The organism is Niastella caeni, from assembly GCF_004834005.1.
Classification (GTDB): Bacteria; Bacteroidota; Bacteroidia; order Chitinophagales; family Chitinophagaceae; genus Niastella; species Niastella caeni.
This window is the reverse complement of the sequence record NZ_STFF01000009.1, coordinates 216485-242402: the sequence shown is the minus strand read 5'-3', so window position 1 is coordinate 242402 and position 25918 is coordinate 216485. Positions and strand designations below refer to the sequence as shown.

The window sequence follows — 25918 nt, the reverse complement described above, 5'->3', positions numbered from 1 at the left end:
TATTTTAGTCTGACACCAATGAATACAACCAGGTAAAGGCTTTATTTGACATTGAGCATAAAAGTTCCATTAAAACCGGTAAACAGCAAAAAAACAAGCGCACTGTCTGCCGGGTATAAATAAAACCCTTATGTCAATCTACCTAAGTACACTCATGTTAAAGAACTTTTTTCCAAAAACAGTCAACAGCACCGGTTGCAAATTTATCATATGTCTTAACAATCACATATGAGTTAAAATGTATATGCTACGGTTGCCAGCCAGTTGCGTGGTGCACCGGGGAACAAGCGTACATAATCGTAACCGCCAACCCAATAGGTTTTATCAAGTACATTATTCAGGTTGAACTGGATCTGGAATTTATCGATGCGGTAATACAAAGCTGCGTTCAATAATTCGTAGCCCGGAACTGTTTGCGCCTGGTTCAGCGACAGAAAACGTTTTGTAACGAAATTTCCGCCAATCCCGACACCTAATCCTCTCAATGCGCGGCTTTTGAAAGAGTATTTTGTCCAGAAGTTACCCATGTGCCTGGGGGCATTGGGTTTTTGCTGGCCAATGTAAGGTTTATCAATACCGCCTGCGTTAAGTAATTTGGCGTCGTTATAGGCATAATTCAGCACCACATTCCAGTTGTCGGTAATTTGGCCTACCACTTCAAATTCAAAACCTTTTGATTCTTCTTTACCTACCTGAACCATGCTGTCTTGAGGCGCAGGAGCGGGTGCAGCATACAATGCATTCACCTGTTCTACCTGGTACACTGAAGTAGTTACTGATAAACGTTTGTGAAACCATTCTGATTTGAAACCTGCTTCCACCATTTTGCTTTCCAGCGGGTCAAATGGTCCGCCGGCAGTGGGTGACTGTAAAGCGGCGGCCTGCGGATTGTATCCTTGCGTATACAAAGCGTAGGCGTTTATGTTTTTATTGATCGAGTACACCAGGCCAAGACGTGGCAATACAGCGGTTTGGGTAACTTTCTTTTCCTGGGCGGTGGTATACTTAGCTTTATCAATGAACCATTCGAAGCGTAAACCTACCAATGCCTGTAATTTGCCAAATGTTATCTGGTCCTGGATATACGCGCCATGCAGAAAGTTCAATTTCGGCGTGGTGGCATCATTGGCAGTTTGAAAATAAATGTATTTCGAGACATCTTCCATGTTATGTTCATTCTTGGCCAGGTCGTAAGTGGGTACGTTGGGTTTGGGCAAAGTTAACGTAGTGTCTCTGCCATTAACGTTAGTGGTGTATTTGTACGTTACGTATTTGGCTGAATCGATTGCCCTGTAAGCGGCTGTTGTTCCGTCCTTTCTAAGATAATTGTTGGCAGTAAGCTGAGCAGATCCTACAGGTAACTTGGTTTGTGCATAATCGTATCCTACTACCACCTTGTGCTCAAGCGGACCGGTATACCCGTTATGGGTAAAATAGGCCGACAGGTTATCATTGAGCTCTTTCGACTTTCTATCGAACACCTGGCGCTCGATCAGGAACGACACCGGGTTACCCAGCATATCCTTTGCATACGTATTGTTGCTTCTGTGCTCAAAAAGATCTTCAGAGTAACTGGTGCGGATGTAAGCAATATTGAAAGCGGTCTTGTTGGTGAAATTGTGTGTTAAAGAGGTAGTGATGTTGTACTGTTCTTCATTCAGCCGATCATTCACTGCATTTAACGAAAGGGAGATAGGTGTTGAATACAGATCATCTGAGAAAACAGATTGTCCACGATCTACCCGGCTATTCGATTTGTTATACACCAGGTCGAAGTTCAGGCGGGTTTTATCATTTGGTAAAAAGCTGATAGAAGGGGCCACCACTATATTCTTTTCAAACTGCAGGTCGCGGAACGATTGTGAATTTTCGTAAGCGATATTCAGGCGGTACAACAGCGTTTTACTTTCGTTCATGGGACCGGTAACATCTGTCAGCGCTCTGAAGGTGTTGAAGCTGCCGGTAATGAAGGAAATGGAGCTTTTTTGTTGATCGAGTGGTTTTTTGGTAACCCGGTTAATGGTACCGCCGGGTGATGCATTTCCAAAAAGCGCTGATACGGGGCCTTTGATCACTTCAACTCTTTCCAGGTAGTTTGCCGGTGGTTGTTTCCAGAAAGAAGAATTGGCTCTTAATCCGTTTACCAGCATAGTACCATTACCGGCAAATATTCTGAAACCTCTGATGGCAATGTCGTTGTTGGATGTGAACTGGTTAACACCGCTGAAGTTCTTTACCACATCCCCAACGCGGGCTGCAGCCTGGTCCTGCATCAGCTCTTTTGTAACATAGCTCACCGCCTGGGGAACATCCTTTAATGGGGTAGCTGTTTTAGTTGCAATAAAAGAGCTGGTGTTCTTATATCCTGTTTCGCGGCGGCCGGTGATCTCCACCTGCTGCAACTCGTATAAAGCTTCTTTCAAAATAAAGTTGAGCGATTGAGTTTCTCCTGCTGCTACATTTATTTTTTTAGTGATCGATTCATAGCCTACCGAAGATACCTGAACCGAATACGTTCCCGGTGCCAGGTTCACTAATTCGTACTGACCGGTTGAGGTGGAAACAGTTCCGATCTTTCTGCCCGGGATAAAAACTGAAGCTGAAGTGAGGGTGTCGCCTTTCTCGTTTTTCACGATGCCTTTAACAGTGGCTTGCTGACTGACCGCATGAAATCCTACTAGAAATAACAGTGCGAGCGTACAAATAACTTTCATTTTTTGCGCAAAATATTTGCGCAAAGTTCCTTTTGAAAGCGGATATAGGCTTTACGCGATCGGAAAGAGTATTTACGCGATCAGGAAAGTTTTTTGTTTATGGTTTGTAGTTTATAGTTTGTGGTTCTTTAGTTCGGGACCCAAAATTTTCGTTAGCCTCCCTAACTTTTGATTAAAGCCTGTAGCTCATTCACCATTAATCTTCGCGATTCACGATTGCCGATTCACGATTCACGGCTGACAGCCAGGGTGATACGCTTATTCAGATTTATATTTCTGCACCAGGTATAAACCTGCTAAAGTCAATAGCATACCCGTAACCGTAAATAAACCAATGTGCTCCTGCATCATTATGTTGGCAATTACAAATCCCGCAACCGGGCAAAGGAATAGCCAGAAGGAGGCTTTTACGGCATTGTCTTTCAACAGGTACAGCCACAATTGAACGCCGATGATCGATACGGGAATAGCCAGCCATAATATGGGAGCTATCATTTTAATGCCCCATACATTTTGGCTTTTATCATATGTGGCAATGGCAACTGGTAATAAAAATAACCCGCCCAGTAAAGTTTGCCAGCCGTTAATGGTGAGTATATGCAGGTTTTCCCAGTTTTGTTTTGAAAAGTAAATAACGCCGGCTGAATAAATGACCATACAAACCATCAGCAATGTGATGCCGCCTGGTGTTGCATAGCTGTTTTTAAACAACGGCCAGGCAGCTAGCAATACGCCGCTCATGCATAAGACCAGGCTTACAACAGTGATTAAACGTAACCGGTGCCCCAATATAAGAGTGGCCATAAGGCTAATGAGCACCGGGTTGGTGGCAATGGCCAGTGAACCTAAACCGGCTGATACATTTTGCATAGCCAGTACATATAATCCCAGGTAAAGTGAAATATTCAGCAAGCCATAGATGGCCAGTTGTTTCCATTCGTTTTTTTGCGGAAGGCGCTTACGTAAAATGCCATGCGCAATGAACAGCATTAATAAACCGGCAATAAAGAAACGGATAATACAGATCACGAAAGGTTGTGCAACCTGTAAGCCAAATTTTGTTGCTACGGCTGCAGAAGGCCATAGTATTGAAAAGCCTAATCCTGTTAAGAACCATAACCAGCCTGCTGACTTCTTTTTGTTTCCTGAACCCTCTTGCTTCAAATGCTTGTCTTTTATGGAAGGCAAAAATAGGAAGTAAGTTGACACGTTGACTATATAACCGTGCCACGGTTCCAAACCGTGGCACGGTTACTGTTCCGGTTTATTGAATAAATACTTTTTCTACTTTGTTGCCATTGTCTGTAACAACAGTAATGAAATACATGCCTTTGTTCAGTTGATGAACCGGTAATTGGTTTTGGGTTCCTTTTGCACTTGTTGTTCTGATCAATCTACCCGTTGCATCGCGTAATTCAATGCGATTACAGTTTACAGAAGTATTGATGTACACCACACCTTCTGTTACCGGGTTAGGCAGCAGGCTAATGGTAAAATCATTATCTATGTTATTGATCGTACGTACGGGTGATAACACATACTTCGCATCTTTATCGATCGTCTTTATGCGGTAGTAATTAATGCCGTTTGCTATTTGTTTATCGGTGAATTGATACCTGCTTACAGCAGTGGTATTACCACCGGCGGCTACCGTACCAATAACCACATAGTTGATGCCGTCTGTACTTCTTTCTATAACAAAGTGATCGGTATTGGTTTCCTGTAAAGTGGTCCAGTGCAATAAAGCGGTTGTGTTATTTTTTGTAACAGTGAACAAACCTAATACCATTGGCAACGGTTGGTTTTGTCCCGGGCCGCCACCGTTGATCCAGAATTCGGAGAAGCTGCTTACCTGGTATTCGGCATAATAACCATTGTCGTATGGAATAACATCTACGTTTGCCGGCGTAATGAATGTATGTATACCGGCAACGTTGTCGTCGAGGGTTCCATTTTCTTCTGCCGGAGCGCCGCTGTATTTTGTAACGCCGGCAGCATATGCATCAGCAATGGTGGTGCAGCTTCCACAACCAGTGGCATTGATAAGGTTATTGGTTTCCGTATTCAGGAAGTAGTACCGAACACTTACCGGACTGGCTGGCGCATTGGTAGGTTGAATAACAATATTTCTGTCGAGATAATATTGAAATCCATTATTACGTACCACAGCAGGATTGATGTAAACTTTTACGTCTGTACTGCCCAGGTTTTGCCCGTGCGGGTTTATTGACACAACCCGGTTGCTACCTGAATTAAAATGGATCCAGTTGTTACCGCTTACCGATTGTGTTAATCCGCTGGTTATATCAGCGCCACTGTAAATAGCTGCTTTATCAAATACATGAATATCATCTATGCCTACGCCATCATAGGTTACACCTGGGTCGGCAGACATAACGATCCTGAATCGCACGGTGCTGCCGGTAACCGGTACATCGAAGCTGGAAACCTGCCAGCGGGGAGCTGAAATTTTCCAGGCCTGGTACACCGCATTATCGTACCAGTTGGTACCGCTGCTGGTGGTACCCAGTTTGGTCCAGGTTGTTCCGTTGGTACTATATTCAACCCAGTGAAAATCGCAATAACAATTGTCTTCTGTTCTGAAAATATGGCTGAATGATAGAACAGGTTGGGTTAAACCGCTCAGGTTAAAACACGGTGAATACAAATAGGATAATTCATTGTTGTTATGGTCGCCGGTTAAATTGGTAGCCCATGCTTTGGTGCCGTTGGCTGCTTTGTTAACGATAACGCCGGCTGGTGTTCCCCATTCCCAACTGCTATTGATACCGCCGGTATACCAGTTGCCTGCAGTGCTTTCAAAGCTTTCCAGGTAAGGATAACTGGTAATAAGGGGTGAAGTGCGGAAGGAAGTGGTGAGGGTATCGTTCACACGGTAATTATCCGATGCATAATGTACCCAGGTTGATAATGCGTATTGCTTGAAGATCGACAGATCGGCCGTTTGTACGAACGTATAATTCAACGTTTGGCCGGCATTTATGGTTGGAATGTTTTCAGTTATTATGGTGCCGTTATCGATCTGGTAAGAGACCGGAACATTGTTTAGTGTTGCCGTGCTGTAATTTTTTACCTGAACTGTTATGGCTTCCGTGCTGCTGAGCGAGCAGATATTAGTTGAAGGGTTTACTATTTGCATCATGGCTACATCATCTGCAGTAAGGGTGATGGTAACATCGTCAAAAGTATAGCCATCATCAAGATTGCCATTAACAATAACCGAGTTGGTTGGCCGGTATCCATGTTCGCCAAACTTTATCTGGAAACTGCTGCTTACTGTTTGTGCCGGTACGGCATTCGCCAGGGTTTCGGTTATATTCACCGGTGTGGCGGCGCGATAAATGCCAAAGTCTGATGAGCTGTTGGGCAGAATATACACCTGAACCCAGGCGTCGGTTTCACTTCCCCTTATCCAGACTCTGTTATTGCCGGCAGAAAAATCAATTCCCTGGTTTTGAAAATAGAATGACAGCCATAACTGATCAGATGAGTTGTAGTTGCTCAGGTTGAAAGTAGTGATCAGGCTATCGGCTGAGAGCACATTTATATTATTTTTCTGATCGAGGGTAACGGCCCGGTTCCCGGTTCTTGCAATACCTGTATTAACAAAAGTGCGGGCGCGGCCGTTGGTGCTTCCCGAGAAGAAGTCGCAACGATCAAGCCCATCGAAACCACGGGTGCCGGTGGAATAAGCCTGTGCCGCAGCGCTTTCAAATCCTTCGGTATAAGGGGTGGTTAATACGATCGGGTCATTTCGTAATTGCTTTACTATGGTAACCAGGGTATCGTTCAGGCGCAATGTATCACTGGCATAATCAACCCATACTTTTACGGTATCTGTGCCAATAGCGGAGAAATCGTGTGTGGAAGTGAATGTATACGTATAAGTATCGTTCGCCGCAATGGTTTGTGTGGTGCTTTCTGTTACCGGGGTGCCTCCATTTACCTGGTAGGTTACATTGAAGGTGCCGGTAGTTGACACACTGCCTGCATTTTTAATTCGCACCTGCGGAGCAACCGCCGAACCCAACTGCGACAGGGTGTACATACGACCGGTAACAGGCGCTACCAACAGATCGGGGGTTAAATCGTTATCGAAATCCGGTGAGGCGCAGGCGCCGCTGGAAGGTATAATACTTTTCGCAACTGCCCGGCGGCCAGGCGTTGTGCCCATTACGGGGCGTACCGACAGCCAGTAGGTACTGTCCTTATTTAATCCGCCCAACGTATAATTGGTGTTGGTAGTGCTGCCTACAACGCTCATGTCGTTTCCTGTATACTTCATAATATCATAGCTGGTGGCAGATGCAACTGCCGTCCAGCTAAGGTTGGCATATCCAATACAGGCATTGCTAAGGGTTAGCGTAGGTTGCCCTAAAATGGTAAACCCAAAATTGCTTGAGTCTGCATAAATGCTGTTATTACGGCTTACCCTAACCAGGGCCGTGGTGGTAGGCGAATTGGGGACCGCCCAGCTGTACGTGCGGCTGGTGGCAGCCACACTGTTGCTGATGGTGGTCCAGTTACTGCCATTATCCAATGAATAATCAATGGTAAACGTATTGGTAGAGTCATCATCGGTAGCGCTCCAGCGAATGTACTCAGTTTCGCCGGGGACCCAGGTTGCATCTCCTGTTGGCCACAATACAGTTACTGCGGGGTTAGTAACCTGGTACGCAACTACATAATCCTGCGGGCCTTGTGGCACACTGGTACCAGTAACCGTAACGGTAAAGTTGCCGGCTGGTGGGTTATAGATAACTACCTGTTCAATATTATTGCGGTTATCTATTCCTTCTTCTGCCAGATTGTTTACAGTGGCCGCTGAAGGGTCGAGTATTAATGGGTAATGGACTGTATCGGGTGTAGATACAGTGAGGTCGAGGTTGTTTACCAGGGCAGAAACTGCATAAGGCGTTGCTGGTCGATCGTTATAGTACAACATGATCTTGAGCTGCGCAGCGCCGGCCGGAACGCCTGTTATGTTGAAGGTTTGGGTTCCGCCATTGCTTATGGTGCCGGTAAAGTAGGTATTGTTTTCAAGCGCTTCAACCGCCGTGAGGGCATTCAGGCATCCGAAGCCATAAGTAAAATCAGGGCCTTTATTGCCGAGGTCGTCAGCGCCATTACAGGCTACCGCTTTAATGAGGGCAGAAGTTGGGTTGGCGCCTCCATGCAATTGCCGGTAACGTTCGTATAACAAGCCCAGTGCGCCTGCAACGGTAGGGGCCGCCATACTGGTGCCGAATTGAGTAGTATAAGTATTATTGAGTGCTGTGGTGCCAATACCATCACCGCCAGCCATTATTTCAGGTTTCAACCGGCCATCATCTACGGGTCCGCGGCTTGAGCCTACGGGAACAGTATAGAGAACATTGTTTATTGAGCCAACTGTTAATACATTTTTGGCCGACTGATAGCCCGACTTAACAGTAGCAAACGAGGTAGGGTAGGGCGAACAGGTACGGCTGCCATCGTTACCGGATGCAAATATGTGCAGTAAAGTGCCGTCGCTGATCATCTGGGCATCTACGTAATTACTCAACACATCATAATCGCCTTCGCCGGGGCAACCGGTTGCTGCGGAATGGTACGAATTGTTGGTAAGTACCATGTCATAATCGGCTACATAATACGGTGAATTCACCAGGATGTCGCTAAAGTACTGACCTATGATGGTGGCTTTGGGCGCCATGCCTTTATGCTTTGGATTTACTATGCCCGCACCACTCATAATACCCATTGTGAGTGTGGCATGCAGGGTGGCCTGCATCGGGTTTCTATTGATCAGTCGATCTGAGTAATCTATGTGCGTACTGGCATCGCCATCATCACCGATGCCCAGGGTAACATTAGTTCCCTTCAGATTACGGCCGGTGGCGGAGCTTAATATGTTTACACTGTGGGTAGACTGGTTTTTGTAATTGAGCGCTACGGGTTTCATTTGCTGGCTGCCTACATAAGCAACGAATGGCAGGGCCGCTATTTTTTGTACAGCAGTAGCGGTGGCTTTTATAAAAATAACATGGGCCGGCTGAATTTTGGTTTCGGCAATCTGTGCGCCCGCCTGCTGTAGTTCGGCCATTGCCGTGGCTTTGTCTATATTCCCGTAAAAGCTTACGGCAATAAGTTTGTCGGGGTCTTGCATTGATTCGCCCAACTGTTTCACCAGTGCAGGAGCAATTTTAGCTTTTGCATCCAATGTATAAACCCCCGCGATGGTATTCTTTCTCAACTGGCCGGGGTTAAGCTGGCCAGTTATCTCTGCTAAAAAAGTATTGTCGGGAATATAATCATACAATAGAACGCCTTCCTGTGCCAGCGCCTGCCGTTCTGCTACATCGGGCAGTTTGTTAAACTGGATGAGGGTGTAATATTTATTTTTAAAACGGTATTTAAGCAATGAATCGGATAAGTGAATGTCGTTCCGAAGGTTTTTATTCTTCGCGATGGCACCGCTTTTTAGTTGAACAGGACGCAGGATCTCCTGGGCAGAACCCTCCATGATCACAAGCAGTGATAGAATTGCAAGTAAAGGATATTTCATCTACGGTTTTTTTAATAGGAATGTGGTTACCAGGATAATAGGTTAAATGGTTGAAAAAGATAGGCATTATAAACGGAAATTACAAGCATTTATTATCGCAGGGGCCATTGCGTAATTTGCTTTTAATCAATTTGTTAGAACTTATTTTGGCAATAATGATATTCCTGTTTTTTTATACATGCTTTTTTGTAGGGTTGCTCAGTTGATTTAGCCCAAAAACAAACCCCGGAATTTGAAACATGACGTGTTCAAATTCCGGGGTTCTTATTTAAAAACAGAGATTGTACTTTATTTCACTTTCTCATTCTTTATTTCCCTGTTCCTTATTTCTAATGATGATGGTGCTGGTGTTTTTCGGCTTCTTTAGAGAATTCATCTACAGTTACCGGCTTTTCAACAGCGTTCAACTTTGTTTCAACCAGATCAAATACTTTTTCAGTTTGAATGCGGTGGTATGCATCTTCAACAAACTTGCGATCTTTCATCATACGGGTAATGTATTCAGCGATCCAGGGTTGTTCATCTTCCTGCATGGTCATACCCATATAACCGAATAACTGTTGTTTGGCGAAAGCCTCAATATCTTCGTTCTTTACTTCGAGGTTGTTTTCCTGTACCAGCTTATCGGTGATCAACGTCCATTTAAGCTGATTGGCAAACGTAGGGAATTCGTGTTCTACTTCTTCCTGGGATTTAGGTTGTTCGCCGCCGGTTTGCATCCAGCGTTTCAGGAACGATTCAGGGAATTCGATCTTGGTATGATCTACCAGCACGTGGTAAATTTCGTGCTGTAAGTGATTTTTCGTTTGTTTATCCCAGTAGCTCTGAATTTCTTCTTTTATTTCATTGCGAAAATCAGCTTCTGATTTAATTTCTTTTTTGGGATATACCGCTTTGAAGAATTCTTCATTAAACTCAGCTTTTTCTACAAATCCAATTTTGGTGATGGTCATGTTGAAGAATTTGGCGGCAGCGGCTTCATCGTGTTTGTCGAGGCCGAGGTCGCCCAGGATCCATTCTCTTTCCTTTTCGTCGAAGGCTTTGTTTATCTGCAGGTTTACTACATCGTCTTTTTTCTTACCGGTAAGCGTACCGCGGAAGGGTTGAGCAAAGTATTTTACCAGGAAAGAATTATCTTTTTTGATACCGCCTTCTACTTCGTTGCCATTGGCATCGGTTTCGGTAAACACTACATTCAGCACATTATCATCTTCTGTTACCGCTTCGCGGTCAACCATTTTGCCATGACGCACTTGTAAACGGGTGGCTTCTTCATTGATCATTTCTTCGGTAACCGTTACTTTATAGCGGGTCATTTTTTCTTTCGACAGGTCGGCAACAGAGAATGAAGGTTTTAACCCTACTTCAAAGTCAAACACATACTCAACCGGGTTATTCATGTCAATTTTAGGACCTTCTGATTGAGCCAGTGGTAAAGGCTGTGCAAAGATCTCCAGCTTTTCATTTACCATGTAATTGCTCAGTTCTTTTTCCACTGCTTTTATAACTTCATCGGCAAATACCGACTGGCCATGCATTTTTTTGATCATGCCTGTAGGTACCATGCCTTTTCGGAAACCAGGTATATTGGCTTGTTTGCTATAATTTTTGAGTGCTTTTTCAAAAGAAGGCAGATAATCTGCACCTGCTACCTTTATGGTAATCTTATCATTCAGCAGTCCGATATTCTCTCTGGTTACTGTTGCCATAGCGCTTTTTTTTAAATTGGGTTGCAAAGGTAAGGTAAAATGGTAACATGGTTTGATTGTTTGATGGTTTGATTGCCGGAGTGCTTGACTGTTTGATTGTCAAATGGTTGATGGGGATTGTTGTATTGCCTGATTGCTTGATTGTCAGATGGTTTGATTGTTTGAGGGTCTGGCCGATACGATGGTTCAGGTAGTTACAAAGGTGACAACCTTTACCTGCTTGAACTTAACCATCAAGCCATCAGACAATTAGCCATCGTTCCTAATCCTTGTCCTGCAGAATCAGCAGGGGAACATGGGTTTCATACGCCATAGAGGTGGTGTGATTTTTCGAAAATACCCTTTCCAGGAAGGTGTGTTTATGGGCTACCATCACCAGCAGCTCGCTTGCCTGCTGCTGTAAATACATGCTAATTCCATGATTTACAGATGATTCTTCAATAATTGCGTATTCATGTTCAATTCCTTCAAAAATTATTTCATTGCTTCTTCTGCCGGTAAGTTCCTGTTCGGTATTCCCGCCATGGCTTTGCCTCACATACAAAATGTGAATTTTTGCCTGGTATGCGCGGGTCAGCTCCAGCAGGGGATAAAATAGCTGGATACTGGTTTTGTAGGTAAAATCGCTGGCATAGGTAATATGTTGAATGGGCTTGTAAGCGGCGTCGTGCGGTATTACCAGCACCGGTATTTTTACTTTGCGGGCCACGTTGGTAGTGGTGCTGCCGATGATCTTATCGAACCCGCCAGCGCCTTTCATGCCCAGGACGATCAGGCCGATCTCTCTTTCTTTGGTTATGGTCTTTATTTCATCAGAAGCAATGCCTATGCGAACCAACCGCTCCACTTCCAGTCCGTATTGGTTATGTAGCCAATCTGCCTCTCTTTTAAGGTTGTCTTCGTTTTCTTTTTGCAGGTTGTCTACCGTGATCATGGCATAGGGCACTTCGCTGATGGGGGTAGGCAGCATATAAGCATGAAAAAGCAGCAACCTGGTATGTAATAACTTCGCCAGTTCGGCAGCGTAAACGGCTGCATTGCGGGAAGCAGGCGAAAAATCAACCGGCACTAGGATGGTATTCATACAATAAAAATTAAGCTCTATAAAGGTAACAAGTTTGGGTCACCATCCCACCTTATATTTGCCTGATTAACAACAGGCACGCACAAAAGCAATGTATACTTTTCAGGCTGAATTAAAGATTATTGGAATAAACCCATATGTATCAGTGCCGGAAAAAATACTGGCTGGCATTTTTAAACAGGCTGGTAAGGATAAAGGAAAAATTCCGATCCGCGGTACTGTTAATGGGCTGTCCTATACGCAAACGTTAGTAAGATATAGCGGCGATTGGCGACTTTATATCAATACGAAGATGCTTAAGCAGTCGCCAAAGAAAATAGGCATCAGGGTAAAGGTGACAGTTGAATTTGATCCCTCGAGCAGAACAATAAAGCCTCATCCCAAACTGGTAAAAGCCCTTGCAAAAAATAAAGCAGCGAAAGCCGTTTTTGATCAACTGCGTCCCTCTTTGCAGCATGAAATTGTTCGGTATATAGCCAATTTAAAAACGGAAGCCAGTATAGATAAAAATGTTGCCAAAGCAATTGATTTTTTACTGGGGAAGGAGCGGTTTGTTGGGAGAGATAAGCCGTAGCGTGGCTGGTGGAGGATAATTTATAATTAAAAATGGGGTGAAAATAATTATTTATGTATCGTTTCTACGTAAAAACATAGTGAAAATAATTGGGGAAGCACCATTTCTGCGTAAAAACGGGATGTTTTTAATTATTTTGATACCATTTCTACGTAAAAACATAGTGAAAATAATTGGGGAAGCATCAATTCTGCGTAAAAATGGGGTGAAAATAATTGAAAAAGAGAGGCCTCCGATTTGCAATTAATTAAAAATCAATTATTTTACTGAAGGGTAGATGGAAAGAAAAAAGGTGAGCCGCCTTCGAAAAGGCGACCCACCTTCGCGGGTGCGCATGGAGGGACTCGAACCCCCACACCTCGCGGCATCAGATCCTAAGTCTGACGTGTCTACCAATTTCACCACATGCGCTCTTTTTAGTTGGTAAGTTTTAAGTTTTTAGTTCCTGGGTTAGGCTCCCGAACTTCGGAATTCCCGAAATGTTCGGAAATCATTGAGTTAGGACCAACTAAAAACTTAGAACTAAGAACTTACGAACTGTCTTTGGGGTTGCAAACATAGGGCATTTTTACGTAAATTCGTTAACTATGGATTCTGTAGCCGCGATACCGAAATATAATTTGAATGAGGAGCAGGAAAAAAAGCTAATACTCCGTGAATACCGGGCCCTGTTACGAGTTTTGAAACCCAAATTAAAACCGGGTGATAAAGAATTGCTCCGCCGGGCCTTTGAAATGGCTGCCGATGCCCATAAGACCATGCGTCGGAAAAGCGGCGAACCCTATATTCTTCACCCCCTGGCCGTGGCCCGCATTTGCACAGAAGAGATCGGCCTGGGCGTACGGTCTACCATTTGCTCCCTCTTACACGATACTGTTGAAGATACCGATGTTACCCTGGAAGATATTGAAAGGGAATTCGGGACCGAAATTGCCCGCATCGTTGACGGGTTGACGAAAATTTCTAATATCATCGACGTTAATGCATCGGCGCAGGCAGAGAATTTTAAAAAGATCTTACTTACCCTCACCGATGACCCCCGGGTTATTTTAATAAAACTGGCCGACCGGTTGCATAACATGCGAACGCTCGACAGTATGAAGCGGGAAAAACAGTTGAAAATTTCTTCCGAAACGGTATATGTATACGCTCCGCTGTCGCACCGTATGGGTTTATATACGATCAAGACGGAGTTGGAAGACCTGGCGATGAAATACCTGGAGCCGGAAGCCTACAAAGAAATTGCCCGTAAGCTGGCCGAAACCAAACGCGAACGGTCGCGCTATATCAATGAATTTATAAAACCAATCAAGGAAAAGCTTGATAAGACCGGTTACGAGTTTGAAATATACGGCCGGCCCAAAAGCATTCACTCCATCTGGAACAAGATGAAAAAGAAAGGAGTGGCTTTTGAAGAAGTATATGACCTGTTCGCCATCCGGGTTATTTTAAACATTGCCCTGGAGCAGGAAAAAGAAGGTTGCTGGAAGATCTATTCGGTCATTACCGATGAATACACGCCTTCTCCCGAGCGCTTGCGCGACTGGTTGAGCAATCCCAAATCGAACGGTTACGAAGCTCTGCATACCACCGTGATGGGCCCCCAGGGTAAATGGGTGGAAGTACAGGTGCGTACCCGCCGGATGAACGAGATCGCTGAAAAAGGGTTGGCCGCACACTGGAAATATAAAGAAGGCACGGCCGATGAAAGCCGTTTCGATAAATGGTTTCAACAGATCCGCGAAGTGCTCAATACGCAGGACAGCGATTCCATTGACTTCTTGCACGACTTCAAGACCAGTTTCCTGGCTGAAGAAATATATGTGTATACGCCCAAGGGCGACGTAAAAATGTTGCCGGTTGACAGTACCGCGCTTGATTTTGCTTTTGCCATTCACAGTGCAGTGGGATCAAAATGTATTGGCGCCAAAATAAACCATAAGCTGGTGCCCATAAGCCATAAACTACGAAGTGGCGACCAGATCGAGATCATTACTTCGGCCAAACAAAAGCCCAATGAAGACTGGTTGAATATTGTGGTAACGGCCAAGGCAAAGAGTAAGATCAAAGACGCTTTAAAGGAAGAAAAAAGAAAGGTAGCTGATGAAGGAAAGTACGTGTTGCAGAGAAAGGTAGAAAACATGGGCGCTGCTTTCAACCAGCATAACGTAGATATATTAGCCTCGTTTTATAAACTGGCCTCGCCGCTCGATCTGTATTACCAGATCTCTGTAAAGGCCATTGACCTCAAAGAGCTGAGCGAGTTTCACGTGTTGGGCGACAAACTGGAGCCTCCCAAACCAATTCGGCCCGAAATAAAGCACGATCCCGTTCATGCATTGCCTAAAAAGGATGCGGAGCTGATCATTTTTGGCGAAAGCAGCGACAAGATCGTTTATCAACTGGCGAATTGCTGTAAACCTATTCCCGGTGATGACGTGTTTGGATTTGTGAGCACCGGCAAGGGCTTGACCATACACCGCACTAATTGTCCCAATGCGGCCCGTTTGCTGGCCAATTACGGGCATAGGGTGGTGAAAACAAAATGGGCAAAAAATAAAGAGATCTCCTTCCTTACCGGTTTAAAGATCGTTGGGCTGGATGATGTGGGCGTTATTCACAAGATCACCAATCTTATTTCGGGTGAAATGAAGATCAACATCAATGCCATGACCATTGAGGCCAGGGAGGGATTGTTCCACGGAAATATCAGGGTGTATGTACATGATAAAGAAGAGCTGGATGAACTGGTAAACCGGCTGAAAAAGTTGCCTGGCATTGAAACGGTGGATAGATATGATACGGAGCAGCAATAGATGGTTTGATTGTTAGATGGTTAGATGGAAACAGCCGCCGGTACCAGTGGCTTCAAATCAAGTTTCGAGGTTCAAATGATGGTAAATTAACCCTCTAACCATTCAGCCATTCACCATTAATTTAACTATCATTCATTAGTTCACAGAAGCAAAAAAATACTGGAATCTCTTAGTTAATTTCACCTATTTTTGCCCCCGCTTGCTACAAATTATTCAAATATTTAATAATGGTTGATGTTTTATTAGGTCTTCAATGGGGCGATGAAGGCAAAGGTAAGATCGTTGATTATTTTGCTCCCGGTTATGATGTTATTGCCCGCTTTCAGGGCGGTCCCAATGCAGGCCATACGTTATATGTAAACGATAAAAAGGTTGTTCTGCATCAAATTCCTTCCGGTATTTTTCACGAGAATACAATTAACCTTATAGGTAATGGTGTGGTACTTGACCCGGTTACGTTAAAAAGAGAATGCGACACGGTTAAAGCATTTGGCATCGACTACCGGAAAAATTTATTTATTTCAGAAAGAACGCACCTGATTTTGCCAACGCACCGTGCGTTGGACAAAGCTTCGGAATTATCAAAAGGAAATGATAAGATCGGTTCTACCTTAAAAGGTATTGGACCGGCTTATATGGATAAAACAGGACGTAATGGTCTTCGTGTAGGCGATTTGCTGGATAAGGGTTTTGTTAATCAATATATCCGTTTACGTCTTAAGCACCAGAAGCTGCTCGACAGCCTGAACTTTCATGAAGATATTTCTGCATGGGAAGAAGAGTTCTTTGAAGCGCTTGAGTTTATGAAAGAATTCAAGATCGTAAGCGGCGAATATTTCATCAATGAAAAGATCAGCCAGGGCAAAAAAGTTTTAGCTGAAGGGGCACAGGGAAGTATGCTGGATGTTGACTTTGGTACTTTCCCGTTTGTAACTTCATCAAATACTATTTCTGCCGGTGTTTGTACCGGTTTAGGTGTGGCGCCACAAAAGATCCGCGATGTGATCGGTGTTACCAAAGCCTATTGCACCCGCGTGGGTAGCGGACCGTTCCCAACCGAGTTGCACGATGAAACCGGTGAAGAACTGCGTCGCATTGGTAATGAGTTTGGCGCTACTACGGGTCGCCCAAGACGTTGTGGCTGGATTGACCTGGTAGCTTTACGTTTTGCCTGTATGGTGAATGGGGTAACGAAACTGGTTATGACAAAAGCAGACGTACTGGATGCTTTTGAAGAGCTAAAAGTATGTACCTCATACATGGTTAATGATAAAAAGACAGATGCTATACCTTTCCAGATGAACAAACTGTCAATAACTCCGGAACTGAAAAGTTTTAAGGGTTGGAAAACGGGTATTGATACCTTTAGGTCTGCCAGCCAGCTACCTGCTGCCATGACAGAATATGTATCGTTTATAAATTCATATTTAGGTGTGAATATTAATTATATTTCCAATGGCCCGGGGCGTGAACAATTGATAGAAATTCAGTAGTTTTCACTTCGGATTTTTTGAATGAAAAATTATTCTAAAAAATTTGGCGAATTAAAAACTTCGCTGAAATTTTACACCTCAATCTTACCAGACAATGGCAGCAAAATCTGACAAGGAAAAAAAGACCGGCGGAACCTCTGCACCAAAGTCTTCTAAGGAAACTCCGAAAAAAGCCTCATCAAAACCTAAGAAAGAAGAAGATGAGGACGATGAAGACATGGAAGATGATGAGTTAGAAACGCCGAAGACCGCTAAAAAAGCAGGTAAAGCCTCTTCTAAGAAAGATGAAGAAGGTGACGATGATGATGACGATGAAGACTTAGATGATGAAGTAGACGATTGGGACAAACCGGAAGAAGACGAAGACTGGGACCCTGACTTTGAAGAATTTGATTTGCCCAAATCAAAAGGAAAAAAAGTTAGCGGCGGCAGCAGCGGAGGCGGTAAAAAAGGCAAAGGCGGCGACGACGACGACCTTGGCATCGATGATGAGTTCAAAGACCTTGATCTCTTCAACGACCGCGGCTTCGATGACGACGAGGAGGACTTTTAGTGGTTACTTCTATTACTGCTCACCCTGTTTCCACAGTGCGCAGACAATTCATATCATTTCCCGTCGCTGATTTTCAGCGAACCAAATTACAAATGTTGAGCTGGGCCAACCAGTTCAACATTTGTTGTTTTCTCGACAATCAACAGTATCATTTACCGCATCACAGTTATGAATGTATGGCTGCGGCCGGATCGGTGCAATCGCTTGTAACCGCGGCTGGCAGCGCATTTGAGCAATTGCAGCAACTGTATGAACAAAACAGGGACTGGCTTTTTGGACATTTAAGTTATGATCTGAAAAATGAAACAGAAGGCCTGGCCAGTAACAATACAGACCATATAGGTTTTCCTGACCTTTGTTTTTTTATTCCCGAAGTGATTCTGCAGTTAAGCGAGCGCGAGCTCGTGATCGGTACGTTTGATGGCCGTCATGAAACCATATTTCATGAAATATGCGCTATTGAACCACCCACGGAATTCGATCAACAGTTGCCCACACCCATCAATAGCCGCATAAGCAAAGAAGAATATATTCACATTATTCAACAATTGCAACAGCATATACTGCGGGGCGATTGTTATGAAATAAATTTTTGCCAGGAATTTTTTGCTGAACAGATAACTATCGATCCTTTGCAGGTATACTGTTCATTAAGCAATACTTCACCCAATCCCTTTGCCGCGTATTATAAAACCGGTGAGCGCTATTTGTTATGCGCCAGCCCTGAGCGCTATTTAAAGAAGGAGGGCGATCGCATTTTTTCTCAACCCATAAAAGGCACCTCCCAACGCAACCTGCAGGACGCCGGTGAAGATGTAAAGAACAAAGAACATTTGTATCACAGCGCCAAGGACCGGTCGGAAAATGTAATGATCGTTGACCTGGTGCGTAATGATCTGTCGAAGATCTGTGAGGAAGCGTCTGTACAGGTAGAAGAGTTGTTTGGCATATATAGTTTTCCGCAGGTGCATCAGATGATCTCCACCATTAGTGGGCGGTTGCGTAAGGATATTCATTTCATTGAGGCTGTTAAAGCTACTTTCCCCATGGGTTCCATGACCGGCGCGCCCAAGAAAAGGGTGATGGAACTGATAGAGCAATACGAACAAACCCGACGGGGTATTTTCTCCGGGGCCGTAGGCTATATTACCCCAGAAGGTGATTTTGATTTTAATGTGGTGATCCGGAGCATCATGTATAACGCTGCAAATAAATACCTCTCCTTTCAGGCAGGTTCTGCCATTACATTTTACAGCGATCCAGAGAAAGAATATGAAGAATGCCTGTTGAAGGCTGTGGCTATTAAGAAGGTGTTGGGAGGAATTGGTTGATTGAGTCTTCTATACCTGGTTAAATCGGAAAAAAATATATAAAAGAGAAAAGGCTTTACAAGTCTTATCGACGTTGTAAAGCCTTCGTGAATCTGATTATGTTTAATTAACAGGCCCGTAAAACCAACTAACTAGTCTCTTTGTTTTTATTGTCTCTGTTGATTTTGATCTCGTCAACAATTTTGTATCCAATAAAACAAAACACCGGCCAGATGATCAGGTAAAGTGCAAATCGCCTGTAATCGACGAACTCATAATAAATATCGCTGCTATTTCCGGATGGAAATAAATTGATATGGAACATTTTTCCGTTGTATAATACCGGAACTCCCTTGAGTACAATTAATAAATATCCCATAAAACATAACAGGTAAGTCAATCCTTTTTTTGTTATCATTTTATCTTTTTATTGCTTGATAAACAACACCCGTTGCTCCAATTGCGAAACTAACACTTTTGGTAGTGGAGTTTGGAACAGGTACCGATCCCCGGCTTGTAGGCACATACTTTATCTCATTAGTGGTATAATTTAAAGTAACATTTACAACTAAATTTGATTTATAACCATATAGTGAATATTGATCTGCAGTGCCTCCAAGGCGAGTAACTTCATTAACATAATCTATTGAACCATTTAGGCCATTCTTATCATTTTTTGCTCCTCCGCTTACTTTAACACCATTTTTTGTGGAAGTCTCGTCTTTCTTGGTTAACGATTTGCCGAACTGCTCTACAGGAGAATCAACTGTGCTAAAACTAACTGTAAAATTAAATTGATCGTCTAAAGCGAACGTACCACCATCCAGCTCCGCAGTACCGGAGGTTCTTAATTTATCAGATGGGTGGCCTGCATTTTTACCTATAGCTTCCATTTGGTCAAAAAGCCATGCAATTACACCATCCTTATCTCCCTCTTGTCCATCAAAACTGCTTAAATCTTGTCCGCCTATGGCTTTCAGATGCTTATTCAATTCATCATACAATTTAAAGAAAAAGCTGTTTTGATCATTCGGTTCATTTATGGTTACCTCTGTTTTGTTCGTAGGAACCTTAGTAGTGTCACCACCCGCTGCCTCTGCTGCCATGCCATCCGGATCAATAAACCGTATTGGATTGTTGAGCGCATATACATAAGGGCTCCATCTTCTCGACTGTTCAGCTAGGGGATCAATTACATGCCATCTTCCTATCTGCGGGTCATACATTCTTGCCCCGAAATCGTATAGGTTCAATCCGCTTCCATCACTAAATTCCTTTTCCTGTTTTTCCTTGCCATTGTATTCATATTTATTATCCGGCTTTCCCGCTGCTTTTGAACTTATTCCAGCCATTGTCAATCCAAAGGGATAATAATGTGTTTCTTCCAGTAGCGGCCCATGGCTATGTATTACCTGCAAATTATCAAAGAACACCCGTACCGGGCTTTCATTACTTGCATACACATAAAGATAGCCATTCTTTTTAACGGGAATATTCGACAGGTAGTGATCTTCAACTACATTAGGCTGATCAACTCTTTCAAAGTTACCGGTTACATATTTGAAATTGTCATCAAGCAGTATCCAATTAATATATGCTTTAGGTTTTGTTCCTCCGGTTCCTCTGTCAGTGTTTTTAAGAAAATTATTTAACCCGTCATATACGCCTGGTATACTGTTCAATCCCTGCGCAGTAACTGCTTTGGAGACAGTTGCACCTGTTGGCGCTCCCAACAAGCCGCCTAAGATATCCAGTACCGGTACATCGAAATTGGTACCGCCTGAATTGTTTTCGAAATAATACGACTTGCCAAAAATATCTATTCTGTCGCCGCCCATTACTTTAAGCGTAATACCTAATCCTGTTGCACCGGCATTGCCGCTGGCAATTAACTTATATAATTTGGTGCTGTTGGCGGTAACATTGCTATTCGGATTATTGTTCACGGGCTGGTCGGTGGCATTACTACCCCCGTTTTTGTTTATATAGTCTGTTATTCCGGTGGCTTCTCCCTTCAGTGCTATTTTATTGGCGTCGATATTATAATACTGATTTTCTTTGTACACAGCATCTCCGGCATTGTTAAGGTTTCCTTCCAATGTAGCTGCAGGGTAAATATCCTGCTGTTGTTCTTCAGTTAATACCATGCGCACATTGCCAAGGTGATCTTTTACAAAGTAATCGTATTCATAATGAGCAGGCTGTTGGTCAATCGCTTCCAGGTAACGTACCCTGCCTTCTTCATGGTTTAACATTTGCAGTTTATCAGTATATCCAAGCGCCGACAAACTGGCGTTGTTGTATGCTTTGCTTTCGTAAACAAAACTACCGAGATAAGTCGTTGTGGTAGTAATGTCACTGGTGAAAGTACTGTTGTTGTATAAGATGGACATATTCTTCTCTGTAACAATTTTCTTCAGTTTTACACCTGTTGCATCATACACATAGCTGATGCTTCCTTTTTCCTGATTATTGGCATCCTGTACATTGATTTGTTGCGGCAGGTTCAGGAAATTGTAACTTATAGCGCCGCCATTGGTTACTTCTGTCCCTGTTGTTCCATTCATGCGTTTGTTCTTGTCGGTAACCAGGTTGCCATTTTTGTCATAACCATAATCGTTACCACTGGTATTGTTATCAGTAAAATCGCCCAGTTTATGATCGGCGGCGCCTGTTCCCTGCTCGGTTATCGCACTCAGCTTATTACTATTGTTATAATAAGTGTACAACATATCATCCATCTGTGTGTTGCCGTTTATCTTCAATCCCCATTGCTGCATGCGCATAATATTTCCATTGGCATCATACGCCAGCAAGGGGTTAACACCATCGCCCACTTTCATATTGAAATTTACTTTCAAATTATTCCACATATGATCATCATCATTTTGTTGTATAAAATCACTCCGCAGTAACCGGTTGGCTGCGTCATATGTAAAATCATATTTGCGCCTGATATCATCTCCATCGCTTTTCCAAAGCATACCGCTTATGTTGCCATTTAATTCGCTGCTATTGAAGTTCTGGCCTGCTTTGTTCGTCTTTTTATCATAGCCCAACTCAAATCCGAACAAAATACCATCAGTGGTTTGTCCTTCGTTTGCCAGGTAATCGCGGTTAACGCCCAGCAGCCAGCCGCGAATATTATAATCGTACCTGAGCAACTGAATAGCATCAGTTGTATAGCCTGAACCACTGGCATCCTTTTTCTTTCCAATACCTTTTTCATATAAGCGACCCAAATCATCATATTGATTTTTGACTATCTCTACTTCAGGTTTGTTAACAGCCACTCCGTTAATTACACTACTGATCTTTTTAGTTACAGATTTCACTTGTCCCAATTCGTAATAATCAAATTTTGTAACAACGATATGTGTTTGCGGATTACTGCTGCCGGCTTTTTCCTGCTTCATCACATTTACCAGCAACTGGCCACTAAAAGTATACTGGTTGGTAATAAGATCTGTTCCGCCCGTGCTGTTTTTATTCTTAACCTGTATCAACCGTCCCTTTTCATCATATATGTTTACCGCATAAAGGAATTGGTTAGTTCCAAGCACTCTTGTTTCGGTCCAGGTAACTAAACCACGTGTTTGCTGGTTTTGTACAACCGGTTCCGCAAAGGGAAAGCTGTTGTAAGAAGTATTCAGGTAATTACTTCCGGTATAGGTGTTGTCAATAGTTCCGGTAAGTCCGCTTGTGGCAGGAATGGTCGTGTAACTATCGTAACCTGTTTTCGTAAGCAACGTAAAGCTCGCGTTCTGGGTAGGAATTGGATTATTGGATACCAACATGCCTTCTACGGATGTTTGCGAATTACTTACTCCATTAACTAACTGCTGCAAAGCTGAAGGTGTGCCCACCCATGTGGTAAGCCCCGTTATTACCGGCCTGTTAAAATTGTCATATAAGGTGGTGGCCCACTGATTCTGCGACCGCATATTTACGTCCTGGGTAAATACCAGCCGGTCGCGCACATCATATATCATATACACTTCTCCGGCGCCAGGTACTTTTTTGCGGATCATGCGTAATTGCTCATCGTACTCGTATCGGAAGCATTGTTCTTCTAATACATTATCATGCCACGGTTGAATAGACCATCCCTGCGCAATTACAATTTCCACACCCTTTGGTTGAATCACAGCCCGCAGTGCATTGAAATTGTCATAAATGTAGTACGTGCTCAACCATCCGGTATAATCACTTCCTGTTCCATCATCTGCGGCAGCAGTTAATTGTACTTTTCTAAGTATGGCCAGTCCCTGTTTAGTTTTGAATTCAATTACCTGGTTGCCTTTTTCATCTGTTGTAATATATTTAAACAGTTGTCCGGGTTGATACTCTCCGCTACGATAATAGAATCCCCAGCCATCTTGTGCGGTTTGTACCGTCCAGATCTTTACATCGTCTATAGCGGTATTTACGAGATGTTTAATTGTAACACCTTTGCTGCTGCCTGCCCAGCTATCGCCTGCAGCCATTGTTTTTTCTGTGCGGCTTAACGGTGAGGCTTCAAAGCGGTTTTCACTGTAATAAAATGATTCGCCGGCATTTTGCACTTTATGAAAGTCGTTTAATTCGCTTAGTGCAGTTGGCTTGAAGTTTCCGTTACCGGAAGCAGACACATAAGGCAGAAAACCTACGCTTTGCCTGCCGTATCCATCATAGGTAACCGGCGTAACAAGGTCTGTGTAACCTGAAGCATCGCTGCCTGCTGACTGCTTCAATACTGATTGCGTTAATCTGCCCAATCCATCAAAATATTGTGTTGATTCTTTTACTTCCTTTGCTGCTGTAATGGCAGCCGCCGATTGTTCGTCGGCAACGCCGGCATGCATAAATGTTCTGGAGCGGATATAATTATAACTATCCACATCCTGTATACTGATATTAATTCGGCAAACATTCGTATAAGCCAACTGAGATCCACAATTCACTTTGCGCCGGTAGTATATGGTGGATATAGAGTTGGATAGTTGGCCAGGTTCAATGGCAACTCCCTGAGCTCCAAAAATATCTGTGAAGGTTATGCCGTCAATTGAATGTTGCCATTGATAGCTATAGTTATTGTTACAACTTCCCCCCGTAGCAGCCCCGGCTGTTATTTTGCCCGGATTTGTACCTGCAGGAATGGTGGCGATTGCAGGTGTAATGGTTCCTCCATCGAGCTGAGGATACAGGTTTACTTCGGCTGCGGCGCTGTATACCGTAACACCGTTGCTGGTTACAGCCAGCCGGTAATATGTTTTGGTAGTGATCCCAAAAGGCGCGTATGTGGCTGAACCGGTGGCTCCTTCGATATTCACTCCATTGGCAAAATCACTGGTGGCCGACTTTTGCCATTGATAGGTATAAACGCCATTACCACCCGTTATGCCGCTTACTGATATTGGTGCGGCGCTTCCATTATAAGCAATGATCTGGGAAGCAGGTGTTATAGCACCAACCTGTAATGCGGGATAGGGTATTACGTTAACGTCGACATTGGCAAAACCTGTTGACAAACCGCAGTCATTTTGGTTGCGCACCTGGTAACGATAGGTGCCGGTAGCAGAGGGGGTATGCTGAAAGTTATATTGCCCGATGTATGCATCTGCAAATATATTCCAGCTTGATCCGCCATTAGTGCTGCACCAATAATGAGGTACGCCCACCCCACCGGGGCTGATAATGTTAACCGATTGACCTAAATAAATAGTAGTGGCATTCGCCTGGATATTGCCATTAACCGCTTGTTGTTTAACTGTTGTAGTTACATTGGCGGCATCAGTTAAACATCCGGAACTGCTCATCCCACGTACGCGGTATTGATATGTGCCGGCTGCAAGATTGGAAGGCGGACTGTATTGCAGTCCTTCTCCTAAAATGCTGCTTTCATTACTATTGTACCAGCGGCAGGCAGGTGTATTGGTGCTGGCCGATAAGGTTATGGTTTGTCCCTGGCATACAGTGGTATTACCGGTTATAGTGGGCGGGGTGTGGTCGGAGTATTCAAAGTAAATCTGATTGTAAGAGGAACTGTAACAGGCAGATGGCGAAGAAGCCTCCACATAATAATTATTGAGTTGATAACGGTCGGCCTCATACATTTCAAAATAGCCGCTGTTATTTTCACTTATATACTGAAAACCTCCCTGTGCATATTTGTAAAGCCGGAATGTTACATCGCTCAAATCGCTGGTTAATTGAACACGGCCGAAATTGTTGCATTCCCTTGCATATTCCTGGTAAAAAGTGACGCCGCTGCTGAATGATACATAATGTGTGCCCATATTAGGTTCACACATGTTGGTGTAATTGTAAAATTTAACCGACACTTTCGTGTATTCAGTTGCATAAAAGGTGTAGTCGGAATGCAATAAATTACTGCCATTTACAGTATTAGTTTGTACCGGCCAGGGACTATCATTAACGTACCATTGAAATTCTCCGGTTATATAATTTGAAACATAGTATTGTGCATGAATTGTTACATTTTGTGGTGAACACAATGGTCCATAAGGGTCCATCTGGTAAACAGTAACATATGGATAGTCGCACTGCGCTTTTACCGCATTTGCGCTACAGAGTAAGAACGCTAGCAAAAAGGCGGGCATATAGCTACGCCAAAGCATTGGGCTTTTAAAGTAACGCATACAGTTAGTTTTTTGAATTCAACTTTTGAAGGATGAGATTAGTAATATCAATCCCTGTTTGGGCAGTACTGTCTTTAGGTATCGGTTTAACATCTGTAAAGCCGCCCCTGGAAGCAACGTATCTTATGGCAGCAATAATTTTCAGCTCATATTGCTGAAGGGCAACGGCTTTTTTTGTATGCCACGCTTTCTTATCTTCTTCCGTAAGTCTGTTCTGTTGCTGCAGCGTCTTCCATTCCCGTTGTACAGTGTCTTTTGCCGTTTGCAGCTCGGTGTATTCAGAACGCAGGCGCGAATGGTCTACAAAAGCAATTTTTTGAACTATATTACTTGGCGTAAGAAGTTTGCCTTTGGTTTGACCATTAGCATTGCTTATCAGCAGGCCGATACATAATATGAAAAACACTGAACATCGCCAGGTCTTTATTTGAATGAACAATTGATAAAACATATAAT

General features: G+C 43.6%; 13 protein-coding genes and 1 tRNA gene. 5 read left to right on the top strand and 9 right to left on the bottom strand.

Going from position 1 to position 25918, the window contains the following annotated elements:
- Positions 1 to 233 precede the first annotated feature (233 nt).
- From FAM09_RS25855 to FAM09_RS25835, 5 genes are all read right to left on the bottom strand, one after another.
- Positions 234 to 2714 (bottom strand): TonB-dependent receptor, encoded by a 2481-nt coding sequence (locus tag FAM09_RS25855; RefSeq protein WP_136580062.1) that lies wholly within the window; start codon positions 2712 to 2714, stop codon positions 234 to 236.
- A gap of 258 nt (positions 2715 to 2972) precedes the next feature.
- Positions 2973 to 3878, bottom strand: a complete 906-nt coding sequence (locus FAM09_RS25850; protein ID WP_136580061.1) for a DMT family transporter — start codon at positions 3876 to 3878, stop codon at positions 2973 to 2975.
- 100 nt (positions 3879 to 3978) lie between these two features.
- Positions 3979 to 9282 carry a S8 family peptidase gene (locus FAM09_RS25845; protein WP_136580060.1) on the bottom strand — a complete coding sequence of 1768 codons (5304 nt, stop codon included), beginning with the start codon at positions 9280 to 9282 and terminating at the stop codon, positions 3979 to 3981.
- 329 nt (positions 9283 to 9611) lie between these two features.
- Positions 9612 to 10991, bottom strand: coding sequence for a trigger factor (gene tig / locus FAM09_RS25840; protein WP_136580059.1), 1380 nt, complete (start codon positions 10989 to 10991; stop codon positions 9612 to 9614).
- Positions 10992 to 11253: 262 nt separating this feature from the next.
- Positions 11254 to 12075 carry a universal stress protein gene (locus tag FAM09_RS25835; RefSeq protein WP_136580058.1) on the bottom strand — a complete coding sequence of 274 codons (822 nt, stop codon included), beginning with the start codon at positions 12073 to 12075 and terminating at the stop codon, positions 11254 to 11256.
- Positions 12076 to 12166: 91 nt separating this feature from the next.
- Here FAM09_RS25835 and FAM09_RS25830 point away from each other — a divergent pair, with 91 nt between their 5' ends.
- On the top strand, positions 12167 to 12649 hold the full coding sequence (locus FAM09_RS25830; protein ID WP_136580057.1) for a YdeI/OmpD-associated family protein: 483 nt from the start codon (positions 12167 to 12169) through the stop codon (positions 12647 to 12649).
- Positions 12650 to 12978: 329 nt separating this feature from the next.
- Here FAM09_RS25830 and FAM09_RS25825 read toward each other — a convergent pair.
- A tRNA-Leu gene (locus FAM09_RS25825) sits at positions 12979 to 13060 on the bottom strand.
- Between the two features lie 176 nt (positions 13061 to 13236).
- On the opposite strand from FAM09_RS25825, the gene FAM09_RS25820 reads away from it, so the two are divergent.
- From FAM09_RS25820 to FAM09_RS25805, 4 genes are all read left to right on the top strand, one after another.
- Positions 13237 to 15465, top strand: coding sequence for a RelA/SpoT family protein (locus FAM09_RS25820; protein ID WP_136580056.1), 2229 nt, complete (start codon positions 13237 to 13239; stop codon positions 15463 to 15465).
- Positions 15466 to 15692: 227 nt separating this feature from the next.
- Complete coding sequence (locus tag FAM09_RS25815; RefSeq protein ID WP_136580055.1) at positions 15693 to 16958, top strand: adenylosuccinate synthase; 1266 nt, start codon at positions 15693 to 15695, stop codon at positions 16956 to 16958.
- Between the two features lie 94 nt (positions 16959 to 17052).
- On the top strand, positions 17053 to 17511 hold the full coding sequence (locus FAM09_RS31155; RefSeq protein ID WP_153825475.1) for a hypothetical protein: 459 nt from the start codon (positions 17053 to 17055) through the stop codon (positions 17509 to 17511).
- Between the two features lie 35 nt (positions 17512 to 17546).
- A complete protein-coding gene (locus FAM09_RS25805; RefSeq protein WP_136580054.1) occupies positions 17547 to 18842 on the top strand; it encodes an anthranilate synthase component I family protein in 1296 nt (431 codons plus the stop codon).
- 127 nt (positions 18843 to 18969) lie between these two features.
- Here the strand turns inward: FAM09_RS25805 and FAM09_RS25800 are convergent, their stop codons facing one another.
- Genes FAM09_RS25800 through FAM09_RS25790 form a run of 3 tightly spaced genes read right to left on the bottom strand, consistent with a single transcriptional unit; the run spans position 18970 to position 25913 of the window.
- A complete protein-coding gene (locus FAM09_RS25800; RefSeq protein WP_136580053.1) occupies positions 18970 to 19239 on the bottom strand; it encodes a hypothetical protein in 270 nt (89 codons plus the stop codon).
- A gap of 1 nt (position 19240) precedes the next feature.
- Positions 19241 to 25462 carry a DUF6443 domain-containing protein gene (locus FAM09_RS31150; RefSeq protein WP_208025657.1) on the bottom strand — a complete coding sequence of 2074 codons (6222 nt, stop codon included), beginning with the start codon at positions 25460 to 25462 and terminating at the stop codon, positions 19241 to 19243.
- Positions 25463 to 25466: 4 nt separating this feature from the next.
- On the bottom strand, positions 25467 to 25913 hold the full coding sequence (locus FAM09_RS25790) for a hypothetical protein (protein ID WP_136580052.1): 447 nt from the start codon (positions 25911 to 25913) through the stop codon (positions 25467 to 25469).
- Between the last annotated feature and the right edge of the window lie 5 nt (positions 25914 to 25918).